At 69.3% G+C, this 13,823-nt stretch carries 13 protein-coding genes; 7 read left to right on the plus strand and 6 right to left on the minus strand.

The window, feature by feature from the left end:
* Positions 1-7: 7 nt before the first annotated feature.
* From ACQ86G_RS03925 to ACQ86G_RS03935, 3 genes are read right to left on the minus strand one after another with little or no spacing between them, the layout of a single operon-like run.
* A complete protein-coding gene (locus ACQ86G_RS03925) occupies positions 8-1,639 on the minus strand; it encodes a GMC family oxidoreductase (RefSeq protein WP_431259416.1) in 1,632 nt (543 codons plus the stop codon).
* Complete coding sequence (locus ACQ86G_RS03930) at positions 1,636-2,268, minus strand: sugar dehydrogenase complex small subunit (protein WP_431259417.1); 633 nt, start codon at positions 2,266-2,268, stop codon at positions 1,636-1,638. Before ACQ86G_RS03930 ends, ACQ86G_RS03925 begins: the two co-directional genes overlap by 4 nt.
* 12 nt (positions 2,269-2,280) lie before the next feature.
* Positions 2,281-3,714 carry a c-type cytochrome gene (locus ACQ86G_RS03935; protein ID WP_431259418.1) on the minus strand — a complete coding sequence of 478 codons (1,434 nt, stop codon included), beginning with the start codon at positions 3,712-3,714 and terminating at the stop codon, positions 2,281-2,283.
* 444 nt (positions 3,715-4,158) lie between these two features.
* On the opposite strand from ACQ86G_RS03935, the gene ACQ86G_RS03940 reads away from it, so the two are divergent.
* From ACQ86G_RS03940 to ACQ86G_RS03965, 6 genes are read left to right on the plus strand one after another with little or no spacing between them, the layout of a single operon-like run.
* The gene (locus tag ACQ86G_RS03940) at positions 4,159-5,724 is read left to right on the plus strand and encodes a cryptochrome/photolyase family protein (RefSeq protein WP_431259419.1); all 1,566 of its coding nucleotides are present in this window, start codon (positions 4,159-4,161) and stop codon (positions 5,722-5,724) included.
* A 23-nt stretch (positions 5,725-5,747) separates the two neighbouring features.
* Positions 5,748-6,344 (plus strand): DUF2878 domain-containing protein, encoded by a 597-nt coding sequence (locus ACQ86G_RS03945; protein ID WP_431259420.1) that lies wholly within the window; start codon positions 5,748-5,750, stop codon positions 6,342-6,344.
* A gap of 50 nt (positions 6,345-6,394) precedes the next feature.
* On the plus strand, positions 6,395-7,087 hold the full coding sequence (locus tag ACQ86G_RS03950) for a hypothetical protein (protein WP_431259421.1): 693 nt from the start codon (positions 6,395-6,397) through the stop codon (positions 7,085-7,087).
* Positions 7,078-7,254 carry a hypothetical protein gene (locus ACQ86G_RS03955; RefSeq protein ID WP_431259422.1) on the plus strand — a complete coding sequence of 59 codons (177 nt, stop codon included), beginning with the start codon at positions 7,078-7,080 and terminating at the stop codon, positions 7,252-7,254. Before ACQ86G_RS03950 ends, ACQ86G_RS03955 begins: the two co-directional genes overlap by 10 nt.
* A 6-nt stretch (positions 7,255-7,260) precedes the next feature.
* Positions 7,261-7,770 (plus strand): hypothetical protein, encoded by a 510-nt coding sequence (locus tag ACQ86G_RS03960; RefSeq protein WP_431259423.1) that lies wholly within the window; start codon positions 7,261-7,263, stop codon positions 7,768-7,770.
* The gene (locus ACQ86G_RS03965; protein ID WP_431259424.1) at positions 7,767-8,366 is read left to right on the plus strand and encodes a response regulator; all 600 of its coding nucleotides are present in this window, start codon (positions 7,767-7,769) and stop codon (positions 8,364-8,366) included. The genes ACQ86G_RS03960 and ACQ86G_RS03965 overlap by 4 nt, the downstream gene beginning before the upstream one ends.
* Positions 8,367-8,381: 15 nt before the next feature.
* Here ACQ86G_RS03965 and glmS read toward each other — a convergent pair whose 3' ends face one another.
* Complete coding sequence (gene glmS, locus ACQ86G_RS03970) at positions 8,382-10,256, minus strand: glutamine--fructose-6-phosphate transaminase (isomerizing) (protein ID WP_431259425.1); 1,875 nt, start codon at positions 10,254-10,256, stop codon at positions 8,382-8,384.
* A 149-nt stretch (positions 10,257-10,405) separates the two neighbouring features.
* Here glmS and ACQ86G_RS03975 point away from each other — a divergent pair, with 149 nt between their 5' ends.
* Positions 10,406-10,891, plus strand: coding sequence for an Lrp/AsnC family transcriptional regulator (locus tag ACQ86G_RS03975; RefSeq protein WP_431259426.1), 486 nt, complete (start codon positions 10,406-10,408; stop codon positions 10,889-10,891).
* Positions 10,892-10,904: 13 nt separating this feature from the next.
* Here ACQ86G_RS03975 and ACQ86G_RS03980 read toward each other — a convergent pair whose 3' ends face one another.
* Positions 10,905-12,086 carry a class I SAM-dependent rRNA methyltransferase gene (locus ACQ86G_RS03980; RefSeq protein ID WP_431259427.1) on the minus strand — a complete coding sequence of 394 codons (1,182 nt, stop codon included), beginning with the start codon at positions 12,084-12,086 and terminating at the stop codon, positions 10,905-10,907.
* 13 nt (positions 12,087-12,099) lie between these two features.
* On the minus strand, positions 12,100-13,812 hold the full coding sequence (locus tag ACQ86G_RS03985; RefSeq protein ID WP_431259428.1) for a hypothetical protein: 1,713 nt from the start codon (positions 13,810-13,812) through the stop codon (positions 12,100-12,102).
* Positions 13,813-13,823 lie beyond the last annotated feature (11 nt).

Below are 13,823 nucleotides of genomic sequence, written 5' to 3' on the forward strand. Positions count from 1 at the left end.
CCACCGATTAGATCTCCTTCAGCAGCGTGTCCGCGATGCGCAGGCTCAAGGCTGCGCCGGTCAGCGTCGGATTCATGCACGAGGCCGATGGCATCACGCCCGTCCCGGCGATGAAGAAGTTGGGATGGTCATGCGTGCGGCAATCGCGGTCGACCACCGAGTCCTTCGGATCGTCGCCCATCAGCGTCGTGCCCATGATGTGCTGCCGGTCCTGGTGCTTGGTGTCCATCTTCAGGACGTCCGCGTCCATCAGCTTGGCCATGCGCTCCAGATCCTTCACCGCGAAGTCGCGCCCGGCGTTCCAGTAGTCGTTGACGCTGTAGTAGATCTCCGGCACCGGGATGCCGATGGCGTCCTGGTGCGTCTTGCTCGGCACGATGCGGTTCTGCGGCTGCGCCTCGGTCTCGAAGTCCACCGCCACGTTCAGCGAGCGCGCCGAGCGCTTGCGGATCTCCTCGTCCAGCTTGGCGCCCATCACGCCCTTGGCCAGCAGCTCCGATGCGATCTGCTGCGTCGTCACCGTGTTGCGGAACTTGGTCTTGTAGCTGGGGATGTCCTTGCGGAACGCACCGTCGCGGTAGTTCAGGTAGACCAGCAGCTCCGTCGGCCCCTGCCCCGGCCAGACGTCCTCGTTCATCATGACGTTCATGCTGATGCCGGTGTGACCCATCAGGTTGCGGCCCACCTGGTCGGAGGAGTTGGCAATGCCGTTCGGGTACTTCTCCGAGGTCGACATCAGCAGCAGCTTCGGCCCTTCGATCGCGTAGGCGGCCAGCACGAAGTGCCGCGCCGTCAGCGCATGCGAGCTGCCGTCCGGCTTCTTATAGTGGACGCGCGTGATCTTGCCGTCCGGGCCCGCCTCGATGCGGTAGGCCACCGCGTTGTCGAGCAGCTTCGCGCCGGCGCGTTCCGCGACGTCGATGTGCATCGAGCCGTCGTACTTCGCGCCGATCGGGCAGACCGGATTGCAGTTGTTGTTGCCCGCGCAGACCGGCCGGTTGCCGTAGGGACGCGACGCGCGGCCGTGCGGCTCGATCACGGGGTTGTAGCCGCCCGGCTTGAGCATCTCCGCCACCCGCTTCATGAAGTAGGGCTCGTTCAGCGGCTTCATCGGGAAGGGCTGCGAGCGCGGCGGGCTGGCCTCGCCGCCGTGGCCGCTCTCGTCCTGGCCGTCGACGCCGGACACGCCCAGCTCCGCTTCGGCTTGGCAGTAGTAGGGCTCGAGCTCGTCGTAGCCGATGGGCCAGTCGCGGCCGCGGCCGTAGAGCGTCTTCAGCTTGAAGTCGTTCGGGATCATCCGCCACAGCGCCGAGCCGAAGTGCCAGGTCGTGCCCCCGACCACGCGCAGGTACTTGGTCGGATAGGACACGGGCCCGGTCTGGCGCAGGTAGTCGCCGTAGGTCGACGGGATGTGCGGCGGATTCGGGAACGGTGAGCCCGCGCCCTGCAGCTTCATGTTGGCCAGCGAGAGCTTCACCGGCGCGTTGCGGAAGGTCTCGACGATGTCGGCGCGGCGCACGCGCGGACCGGCTTCGAGAATGATGACGGACTTGCCCGCCTGGGCGACGCGGCTGGCGATCAGCCCGCCCATCACCCCGGACCCGATGACGATCAGGTCGGCGTCGTACTGTGTGCTCATGCGGTCTTGCGTTCGTTGGTTGCTGCCGGGGTCACGGGCGAGGTCTGGCCCGGCTTGTCGCCCCAGGAGTCGGGGCCGGCGCCGTAGGTCGGCACCACCAGGACGTCCTTGGTCGGGCGGTACATCAGCGCCTCGGCGTAGCTGATCAGCTCGGCATCGGCGTCCTGGCCGACGATGCCCAGGTACCAGGCCGAGACGATGCGCGTGGTCAGCTCACGCAGCGTGTCCTTGAGCTCCGGCGCCTCCAGCAGATGCTCGACGCTCGCGGCCTGGGTGGCGCGAATCAGCGCGAGCAGCGCGCGGGCGCTGTCGCCGAACTGCGGATCGCGCTTGGCGAGCGCCACCTGGTAGCGGCCGGCGAGCGTCGCATCCAGCGGTTGGCCGCCGGTCAGGAAGACCGAGAGGCGCAGGAAGTCGGTGACCGGCAGCGCGGTCGCCGCGGGTGCCGCGGGTGCCGCGCCGGCAGCGCTGGCGGCGCTGCCGGCGGTCGCTGCGAGGCCTTCGCGTGCGGCCAGAAGGCCGGCGCCGCCGAGCGCCAGCGCGGTGCCGGCCAGCGAAGCCATTTCCAGCAGGCTGCGCCGCGAGAGCGCGCGGCTCAGCGCCTGCGAGGGGTCGTGTTCATGGGTCATGGAGGACTCCGTTCAGAAGGCGCGGCGCGCGCGTTGGGCACGGCGGCGGCGCAGCAGCAGGGCAATCAGCACCAGCAGCACCAGCACGCCGGCCGGCACCATGAAGGGCTGCGCCTTGGCGAGGAAGGGCCGGGGGCCGCCGGCTCGGGCGACGCGGACGTCCTCCACGCCGACCTTCACCGCGGCATTGCCGTAGCGGCTCAGCACGTAGTTGGAGAGGTCGGCGATCTCCTGGTCGCTGAGACGGTCCGTGAAGGAGGCGACATCGCCGAAAGCCGGCATGAAATGCGGCTTGCCGTCGACGGTGCGGTCCACGCCGTGCAGGATGGTCGCGATGAGGTTGTCGGCGCGATCGCCGCCGGTGGCGCTGTTGTGGAACAGCGAGGGGTACTCCCCGTTCGAGGTCCCCGTCCCGTTCTCCTGGTGACAGTGCGCGCAGCTGGCGCTGAAGACCCGCCAGCCGGGATCGACGTCCTTCAAGCCTCGCAGCGCGACTTCATCGTGGGAGGCCTCGCCGAACGCGTGCCGCGCCTTGCCACTCTCGGAGGCAGCGGCCACCGCGGGCGTCTGCTTCAGGTAGGCCACGATCGCGCGCAGGTCCGCTTCAGGCAGGTGCTGGAGGCTGTGCTCGATCGCCTCGGCCATCGGGCCGGCCGCTTGCACCTTGCCGTGGACCTGGCCGGTCTTGAGGTACTGCACCAGCTCGTCGTCGCTCCAGCCGCCGATGCCCTGCACCGGGTCCGAGGTGATGTTCGGCGCGAACCAGGCACCGACGTTGGCGCCGGACAGGAACGGCTGGCCGAGGTCCTCGGCCATCAGGGTGTTGCGCGGCGTGTGACAGGTGCTGCAGTGCGCGAGCGCGCCCGCGAGGTAGGCGCCGCGGTTCACCTGTTCCGACTTGGCGGGGTCAGGTCTGAAGCGTTCGTCCTTCAGGAACAGCGCGTTCCACACCGCCATCGAGGCCCGCACGCTGAACGGGAACGGCAGCTGCGTCTCGGCCACCGGCTGGTCCACCGGCTTCACGTCGTGCATGAAGTAGGCGTAGAGCGCGGCGGTGTCGTCGTCCGACAGTTGCGTGTATGCCGTGTAGGGCATCGCCGGGTAGAGGTGTGTACCGTCGCGACGCACGCCCTGGCGCAGCGCGCGCTGGAACTCGGGCAGCGTGTAGTCCCCGATGCCGTGCGTCCTCGACGGCGTGATGTTGGTCGCGACGATGGCGCCCATCGGCGACTCGATCCGATAGCCGCCGGCGAAGGGCGCCCCGCCCTTGGGCGTGGTGTGGCAGGCGGCGCAGTCCGCCGCGACCGCCAGCTGCTTGCCGCGCGCGATCAGCGCCGCATCGACCGCCGGCGGCTCCGCCAGCGCCAATCCCGGGCAGGCGCAGACCGCCAGCATCGAGAGCGAAAGCGCCGCCGCGCCACGCGGTATCCACCTCGTGAAATTCATCCGTTCGACCCCAATCGTTGTTCGAGCGGGCGGTCGATTGCTCATCCAGGCCCCGCGTTCACAGGATTGGTACCGGTACCAATCCAGATCGGCGGATTTTGCATACGAATGAGTTCACTAAAGCGAAGAGAACGAGCGGCAGTCGCACCGGCGATCGCGTGCAAGCCTCCCTCCGCACGGAAATCCCATTTCGGGGCGCGCCACCTGCCCGAGTCTTCCGTCCGTGTGATCCGAAACGGCGCGGCACACGTACAGACGATCCCTCCACCGGGCTTCCCCGGCGTGCGCGGCCAAGCGCCGTGCACGCCCATCGCGTATGTCGTCGCTCCTCTCCCCGCCCCCCGGACCTCTCACCCTCGGCCGGCGCCACCGCGTGCCACAGCTGACCGTTGCCGCCTGCCTCGCCGCTGCGACACCGCCGCCGCCCGGTCCGGCCCGGCGGAGATGAGCACGATGAGGGGCGCCGTGCGTTCCCTCGTCGTCGTGCTCGGCGACCAGCTCGACCCGCAGTCCTCGGCGTTCGACGGCTTCGACCCGCGCGTCGACAGGGTGTGGATGGCGGAAGTGCGCGAAGAGTCGACGCACGTGTGGTCCAGCCGGATCCGCATCGCACTGTTTCTCGCGGCCATGCGTCATCACGCCGACGTCCTGCGCCAGCTGGGTCGGGACGCCGACTACGTGACGCTGGACGACGCCGGGAACACAGGGCGTCTCGGCACCGAGTTGTCGCGCGCGCTGCAGCGCTGGAAGCCGCTTCGCGTGCTGATGACCGCGCCGGGCGACTGGCGTGTCCTGAAGGCCCTCCGGGGCGCTGCCGCTCAGTCGGGTTGGACGATCGAGCTGCGGGACGACCGCCACTTCTTCTGCACGGTGCGGGAGTTCTCGGCCTTCGCCGGCGGCCGACGGAGCTTGCGGATGGAGACCTTCTACCGGCACATGCGTCGCCTGCACGGCGTGCTGATGGTCGGCGACGAACCCGCCGGGGACCGCTGGAACTTCGACGCGGAGAACCAGCAGCCCTTCCCGCGCGGCGGACCGGGTTTCGTGCCAGAGCGCGTGGGCTTCCCGCCCGACGCCGTGACCCGGGAAGTGATCGAGCTCGTGGCGCGGGCGTTCCCCGACCACCCCGGATCGCTGGATGACTTCGACTGGGCCGTGACGCGGGAGCACGCGCTGCACGTGCTCGACCGTTTCATCGCGGAGCGTCTGCCCGAGTTCGGCCTTTGGCAGGACGCCCTGTGGCCGGACACGCCGTGGCTGTGGCATGCGCAGCTGTCGGCCGCCATGAACCTGAAACTGATCGGCCCACGAGAAGTGGTGTCGCGCGCAGAGCAGGCCTGGCGCGCGGGCCAGGTGCCGCTGGCCAGCGCGGAGGGCTTCATCCGGCAGGTGCTCGGCTGGCGGGAGTACGTGCGCGGGGTCTACTGGACCCACATGCCGGCGCTGGCGCAAGCCAATGCGCTCGATGCCGACGAACCGCTGCCGCCCTTCTTCTGGACCGGGGACACGGACCTGGTCTGCCTGGCGGACGCGCTGCGGCAGACCCTGCAACTGGGTTACGCGCACCACATCCAGCGGCTGATGGTCACCGGGCTGTTCTCGCTGCTGCTGGGCGTGAGGCCCGCCGCGGTGCACGAGTGGTACCTGTCGGTCTACGTGGACGCGGTCGAATGGGTGGAACTGCCCAACACGCTGGGCATGAGCCAGTACGCCGATGGCGGCGCCATGACCAGCAAGCCCTATGTCGCCAGCGGCAAGTACATCCAGCGCATGAGCGGCGGTCAGTACTGCGCGCGCTGCAAGTACCGGCCCGAGCTCAGCACCGGCGCCGAGGCCTGCCCGTACACCACCCTCTATTGGGACTTCCTGCTGCAGCACCGTGCGCGGTTCGTCCACCACCTGCGACTCGGGGCGCAGGTCCGCCATCTCGAGCGTCTCTCCGACGAGGACGTGCTGGCGATCCGGGACCAGGCGGGCCGTGTCCGCACCCGCTTCGCACAACAACGCTAGAAATCCAGAGGCCCCACCACGCCATGTTGAAGAACCTCCTCAAGGGCGCCGCCCTCTTCTGCCTGTTCCAGGCGGCCTGGTTCGCGTGCGTGCTGGGCGCCGCCCATGACCGCGCCGGGCTGGGCATCCTGGCGGTGGCCGCGGCCGTGCTGGTCACTTGGTGCTTGAGCGACCGGCCTGGACTTGAGATCGTCCTGACCGTGCTGGCCGTCCTGCTGGGGCTGGCATGGGACACCCTGATGCTCAGGGCCGGCTGGGTGCACTACGCGTCGCCGGGGCCGCTCAGCCTGTGGGCGCCCGCCTGGATCCTCGCGTTGTGGGCGCTGTTCGCGACCTTGCTGCGCGGACCGCTGTCGTGGCTGCAGGGGCGGCCGCTGCTGGCGGCCGTCCTGGGCGCCGTCGGCGGTCCGCTCTCCTACCTGGCCGCCGTGCGGCTGGGCGCCGGCAGCTTCCCGGATCCCACGCAGGCGCTGCTCATCCTGGCCGCCGGCTGGGCCGTCATGACACCCGTGATGACCGAGACCGCCTCCGCGGCCGAGAGGCTTCGCAAGGCGCGGCCACCGCAAGCGTCACCTGCCGGAGCGCGAGGACGCGAAACGGGTCGACGGCTCAAGGGATGAGCGGCGCGAGGGACAATCGCGCGCCGTCAATGCAAGGCCGGAGCACTGTCATGCCGTTCAGGGAGGTCGTCCAGGAGATCGCGAGCACCGCGCAGCGCCGTGCCGCGCTGACGCTTTCCGTGGCGCTCCTGGTGGGCATCGCTGCGGTCCTTCCCTACGCCTCCGCGCCGCTCGTCCCGTTGCCCCACATCAGCGGCATGTACGGCGCCGCGGCGGCGATGATCAACCTGGCGACGTTCTGGCTCCTCATCTCGTCGCCCAGCCAGCCGCGGTCGCATTCGGTCATCGCTGCCGCCTACCTCTACGCGGGGCTGATGGCGGTGCTGCATGTCATGACCTTCCCCGGCGCCGTGCTTCCGGACAGGCCCCTGCTCGGTTCACCGCACGCGGTCAGCTGGCTGTTCATCATGTGGCGCGCGGGGTTCGCGGGTTTCATCGTCTGGGCCGCGCTGTCCGCGATGCAACCGGGCAAGGAGCCCCGCACGTTCACCTACTGGCCGCCCTTGGTCGCCACGGCGGCGGCGGTCCTGGCCGGCTTCGCCTCCCAATGGACCGATACCGCGGCCACCCTCGACAAAGGGGGCGGCAGGCCTTCAGCCTTTTCAGCGTCTACGGCTCCTACGGCGCGGCGATCCTCGCGGTGCTGGCCAGTGTCCTCATCTGGCTGCGCGGGCTCCATCGGCGATCCATCTTCATCTGGCTGGTCGTCGTGCTCACAGCAGAAGCCGGTGGCGTGTGGCTGAGCACCTACAGCGGTTCGCGATACACGCTGGCGTGGTACTCGGTCCGCGTGGAAGGCCTGATCGCGAGTTCGGTCGTGCTGGTCCTGCTGGCCCATCATTTCCGCCGCGTCCAGCGCGGCCTCGCGGACACGGTGACGAAACTGCTCCGACGCACGGAGGAACTTTAAGCCGCCGTGCATCAACGGGAGCGCGCGGAACAGAAGCTCGCCCAGGCGGAGAAGCTGCGCATGGTCGGTCAACTGGGCGCGGGCCTGGCGCACGACCTCAACAACATCCTGCAGGTGGTCACCGGCCGCTTGAGCATCCTCCAACGCCGTGTCGGCACAGCGGTCGATGCCGATGTCGCCGCGATCAGGCGCAGCGTCACCAAGGCGGAAGCGCTGACGCGCCAGCTCTCCTTGTTGTCGGCCCGTCGGGCGCTCGTGGCTCGCCCGCTGGACACGAGGATCGAACTCGAACGCATCGCGGACAACGTCCGGCAACTGCTTGACGCCCGGCACACGGTGGTACTGCACGCCGAACCGGATCTGGGGCGGGTCGCCGTGGACAGCCTGGAACTGGAAATCGCGCTGACCAACCTGGTGACCAATGCGAGAGATGCGATGCCCGACGGCGGCGTGATCCGGATATCGGCGGAGGCGGGGAAGACTCTCGGCTGGGCGCGGTCTGCGTCCTGCGCGTGACCGATCACGGCGAGGGCATGTCAGCGGAAGTGATCGAGCGAATCTTCGAGCCCTTCTTCACGACGAAACCGCAGGGCAAGGGCAGCGGGCTGGGCATGCCGCAGGTGGCGGCCTTCATCGAAGCGTCGGGCGGCGCGATCCGCGTGCACAGCGTGCCGAGTGACGGCACCACCATCTCCTTGATGATTCCCTCCCGGCAGGCGCAAGACGCTGCGCAAGCGAACGCACCTCAGGGGGACACGGTGGTCACGGCCGGCAGGGTGATCCTGCTGGTCGACGACAACCACGACGTCAGGGAAGCCACCCAGCAGCTGCTGGAGTCCAGCGGATTCGTGGTGAAGGCGGTGGACAGCGGGGAGGATGCCTTGCAGCTGCTCAGCCGCGGATTCGATCCCGACATCCTGGTGAGCGACATCGTGATGCCTCAAGGCATGAACGGGGTCAAACTGGTCCGCGAGGTGCGTCGCATGCGGCCACTGATCAAGCCGGTGCTGGTGACGGGGCACAGCGACGTCGCGCAGGTCGCGACGGACGAGGGCTTCCCCGTCATCGCGAAGCCGTACGACCTGCCGACGCTGCTGCAGGCTCTCTGCTGAGTTGCGCGGACCGCGTCACTCCACCGTCACGCTCTTTGCGAGGTTCCGCGGCTTGTCCACGTCCGTCCCGCGCGCGCAGGCCGTGTGATACGCCAGCAGCTGCAGCGGCACCGTGTGCAGGATCGGGCTCAGCGCGCCGTAGTGCTCCGGCATGCGGATGACGTGGAGTCCCGGCTCGCTGTCGATCTTCGTGTCGCCGTCGGCGAACACGAACAGCTCGCCGCCGCGCGCGCGCACTTCCTGCATGTTGCTCTTCAGCTTCTCCAGCAGCGTGTCGTTCGGCGCCACCGTCACGACCGGCATCTGCGCCGTCACCAGCGCCAGCGGGCCGTGCTTCAGTTCGCCGGCCGGATACGCCTCGGCGTGGATGTAGCTGATCTCCTTGAGCTTCAGCGCGCCTTCCAGCGCGATCGGGTAATGCAGCCCGCGGCCGAGGAACAGCGCGTTCTCCTTGCGCGCGAACTCCTCGCTCCACGCGATCACCTGCGGCTCCAGCGCCAGCACCGCCTGCACCGCCACCGGCAGGTGACGCAGCGCCTTCAGGTGCTCCTGCTCCTGCTCTTCCGTCAGGTGCCCGCGCGTCTGCGCCAGCGCCAGCGTCAGCAGGAACAGGCCCACCAGCTGCGTCGTGAACGCCTTCGTCGACGCGACGCCGATCTCCGCGCCGGCGCGCGTGATGTAGGCCAGCGCGCACTCCCGCACCATCGCGCTCGTCGACACGTTGCACACCGTCAGCGTGTGCACCATCCCCAGCGAGCGCGCATGCTTCAACGCCGCCAGCGTGTCCGCCGTCTCGCCGCTCTGGCTGATCGTCACCACCAGCGTGCGCGGGTTCGGCACGCTGTCGCGGTAGCGGTACTCGCTCGCGATCTCCACGCTGGTCGGGATCTTGGCGATGCTCTCCAGCCAGTACTTCGCCGTCGAGCCCGCGTAGTAGCTGGTCCCGCACGCCAGGATCAGCACCGAGTCGATCTCCTTGAACACACGGAACGCGCCGTCGCCGAACAGCTCCGGGCTGATGCCCGTCACCGCATCCAGCGTGTTGGCGATCGCCACCGGCTGCTCGAAGATCTCCTTCTGCATGTAGTGACGGTACGGGCCCAGTTCGGCCGCGCCGCTGTGCGCGTGCACGGTCTTCACCTCGCGCTCGACGTTGACGAAACGGCCCGTCGCCGCGTCCTTGTTGCTGATCCAGTAGCGGCCCAGCTGCAGGTCGACGACATCGCCCTCCTCCAGGTACACGATCTGATCGGTCACGCCGGCCAGCGCCATCGCGTCCGAGGCGACGAAGTTCGCGCCGGCGTACTCGTCCTTGCCGACGCCCAGGACCATCGGCGAGCCCTCGCGGGCGCCGATCACGCGGTGCGGCTCGTCCTTGTGGAAGACGGCGATGCCGTATGCGCCGCGCAGCTGCGCCACCGCCGTCTGCACCGCCTCCAGCAGGTCGCCGTGGTAGTGGAAATCGACCAGGTGCGCGATGACCTCGGTGTCGGTCTGGCTGTGGAAGACGTAGCCGCGCGACTTCAGCTCGGCACGCAGTTCATCGTGGTTCTCGATGATGCCGTTGTGGACCAGCGCCACGCGACCCGGCTGCAGGTGCGCCTCGGCGCCCGGGCCGTGCGAGAAGTGCGGATGCGCGTTGTGCACCGCCGGCGCGCCGTGCGTCGCCCAGCGCGTGTGCGCAATGCCTGTCCCCGCCGCCACGCCGTCCTGCGCGGCCAATGCCTGCAGCTCAGCGACACGCGAGGTGCTGCGCGCCCGGCGCAGTTGACCGTCCTGGTGGACCGCCACGCCGCACGAGTCGTACCCGCGGTACTCGAGCCGCTTCAGGCCCTCGATGAGGATGGGAACGATGTCCTTCTGGCTGACCGCACCGACGATGCCGCACATGATGTGTCTCCCCGGATGTCCGGATGAATTTGCGAATGGCGGAATGCTAGGCATCTCGGAGAGATGGATGCTTTCAACGTTTCACAATTCATGAAAGAATCAGTCACGACTGACTGACATTGATGGAATATTCCATCTGAACGGATTTTATGGAATCTTCCATCACCCTGGACGCCATCGACTTGCGGGTGCTGGATCTGCTCCAGCAGGACGCCTCGCTGTCGAACCAGGCCTTGGCCGAGCGCGCCCATGTGTCGCCTGCCACCTGCCTGCGCCGCGTGCGGCGGCTCGTCGAGACCGGCGTCATCGAGAAGCAGGTCGCCATCCTGTCGCCGGAGAAGCTGGGCGCGGGGCTGTCGGCGCTGGTCGAGATCACGCTCGACCGCCAGGGCGCCGAGCACCTCGATGCGTTCGAGGCCATCGCCGTCGCGGCGCCCGAAGTCCAGCAGTGCTGGCGTGTCGCGCCGGGGCCGGACTTCGTGCTGGTGCTGCAGGTACCGGACATGCCGGCGTATCACGCGCTGGTGCAGCGGCTGTTCACGCAGCAGGCCAACGTCCGCAACGTGAAGGTCTTCTTCAGCGTCAAGCGCGCAAAGTTCGAGCCGCGCCTGGCCCTCCCGGCGGCGCGGCCCTGATCAGCACCTGGGATCAGCGCTTGAGGATCAGCAGGCCCTTGAGGTACTCGCCCTCGGGGAAGTAGATCGTCTGCGGATGGTCCGGCGTCGCGCCGACGCGATCGAGGATCAGGCCGTCCGCGTTGGCATCGATGCCGGCGCCGGCCACGATCTTGTGGAAGAGCTCCGGCCCCACGCCGCCCGAGCACGAGAACGTGAACAGCAGGCCGCCCGGCTTCAGCAGCATCAGGCCGAGGCGGTTGATGTCCTTGTACGCCCGCGCGGCGCGCTCCGCGTGTGCGGCCGTCGGCGCGAACTTCGGCGGGTCCAGCACGATCGCGTCGAAGCTGCGACCCTGCTTGAGCATGTCGCGCAGCGTGTGGTTCACGTCGGCATCCAGCGCCGTATGGTGCGCCGGATCGAAGCCGTTGAGCGCGACGTGCGCCGTGGCGCGTGCCAGCGCCGGGCCGGACGAGTCGACGCTGATCACTTCCGTCGCGCCGCCCGCGAGCGCCGCGACCGAGAAGCCGCCGGTGTAGCTGAAGCAGTTCAGCACCGACTGGCAGCCGTAGTGCTTCACGACCTCGGCGAACTTGCGGCGGTTGTCGCGCTGGTCGAGGTAGTAGCCGGTCTTGTGGCCCTCGGCGACGTCCAGGCTCAGCTTCCAGGTGTTCTCCGAGATCACGATCTCGGTGCCGCCCTCGCCGCGCAGCCAGCCGGTGACGGGCGCCATGCCTTCGAGCGTGCGCACGTTCGCGTCGGAGCGTTCGTAGATCCGCGTCAGTCCCGTCTGCGCCAGCAGCAGGTCGGCGATGGTCTGCTTCCAGCGCTCGGTGCCGGCGGACAGGAACTGCGCGCTGAGCGTGTCGCCGTAGCGGTCGACGATCAGGCCCGGCAGGCCGTCGGCCTCGCCGTGGATCAGGCGCACCGCGTCGGAATCGATCGGCATGCGCGCGCGCAGCGCCAGCGCCGCGGCGATGCGGCGTTCGAAGAAGGCCGCGTCGATGCGCTCCTGCTCGTCGAAGCTCCACGCGCGCACGCGGATCAGCGACTCCGGGCTGAACGACGCCCAGCAGAGGAAGCTGCCGTCGGCGGCTTCGACGCGCACGGTCTCGCCGGCGTCGGCCTTGCCCCGCGCGATCGAGCCCTCGAAGACCCAGGGATGGCGGCGAAGCAGCGAGCGGTCCTTGCCCTCGCGGAGACGGATGGATTTCATGCGGCGGATTGTCTCAGCGCCGCGCGGCCGGCCCCAGCGTCCCGAATGCCCAGCCCACGTTCAGGCTGACCATCGGGGTGCTCTGCTTCTCGCCGCCGAGCGCCTTCCACTGGCCCACGCCGAGCTTCACGCGCAGGCGGTCCCGGCCGGTGCCTTCCCACTGCGCCCACACTTCGCCCTGCGTCACCGCGCCGCCGCCGACCGCGACATTGCCGCCGCCCGCCGCGCCGACCATCGCCTCGGCGCCGACGCGCACGCCGTTCCAGTTCGGCGTGTGCGCCCCGAGGCCGAACATGCCGTACGAGAACGCGCCCGCCTTGCCCAGCGCCGCGCTGCCTGCCTGCGCCACGCCGTACCACGGCCCGCCGAAGTCACGCGTCATGCCGATGCCCAGGCCCGTGACGTTGTCCTTCGAGCCGTCCTTGAACTTGAATTCCTTGAAGTAGGGCATGCTCAGGTACAGCGCCTGCGCACGGATGGTGCCCGACTCCAGCGGCGGCGTGTTCAGGATGCGCGAGACCTTCTCCAGCGGCAGCGCCAGCGACCCGCGCACCTGGAAGGAGTCGTAGTGCCCCCACGGCGCCGTCATGTAGCCGGCATCCAGCCGCAGCGTCGGCCCCCACGGCGTGATCCAGCGCAGCGTCGGACCGACCCGCACCAGCCAGCCGTTGCCCGTGTCCATGTCGCCGCCGCCGCCCAGGCCGAACGAGAACTGCCCGCCCACGCGCAGCCGCGGGCTGCCGATGCCCCAGTCCTGGCCGGCGTTGGCGAGGATCTCCATGTAGCCGTCGTGTCCGCCCGACGCGGCGCCCGACGCCTCCAGGCCCCACCACGACGACCCGTCCCCGAAGTACTGCCGCAGATCGCCGCCAGCCTTGCCCTTGCGCCCGGTCAGCGGCACGCCGCCGCGCGTGCGGCTGCCGCTGCGCGGCTTCTCGGCGCCGGCGCTGAGCGCGATCTCGTCGAAGCCCATGCCCGTGCGATCGCCCGCGCGGCCCGGCGAGCCCGAGTCGCTCGGGTTGAAGCTCAGGAAACGGTCCATCCGCCCGATCGTGAACGCGACGCCGGTGTCCTTGATGTTGCCGTTGCCGTTCGGGAAGGTGATGTGCGAGACGCCGACCCCGGCGTACCAGTTGCCGAACTCGCCGCGCAGGGACAGCTCCGGCCGCAGCATCAGGCCGCCGCCGGGCCGCACCCTGTCCGAGCTCACGCCGCCGCCCGCGCCCGCGTACAGGCTGGCCGCCAGGTGCACCGCCGGCGTGATGCGGAAGCGCCGCTGCACGTTGAAGCCGACCGTGAACAGGCCGCCGAATTCGCCCTGCGCCGCGCCGTAGGCCGCCGGACCGATGCCCCAGTCCTCGTTGACCGCCACCATGTAGTGCGCGCCCAGGAACGCCGTCTTCTGCCCGGTGGGCATCTTGACCGGCGACCAGTTCAGCTCGAACGCGGCGGGCCGGCTGTCCGTGGCGGTGACGACCCGCGGCGGCTCCTTCACGTGGATGGCCACGCGGACCATGCCGTTGCCCATGTCGGTCGTCGTGACGCCGCCGTACTTGTCCGCCTCTTCCACCTCGGCCGGCGTCGAGAACTTCGTCGGCGCCGGGGCTTTCACCTCTGCCTGGGCCTGCGAATGGGCCTGGGCATGGGCCGCGAACAGCGCCGAGCACAGCAGCAGCGGACGGGACGGGAACGGAGCGTTCGAAGCGTTCAGGACGGAGCGGAGCATCGTTGTCGATC

The organism is Roseateles chitinivorans, from assembly GCF_050632145.1.
GTDB classification, from domain to species: Bacteria; Pseudomonadota; Gammaproteobacteria; order Burkholderiales; family Burkholderiaceae_C; genus Roseateles; species Roseateles chitinivorans_B.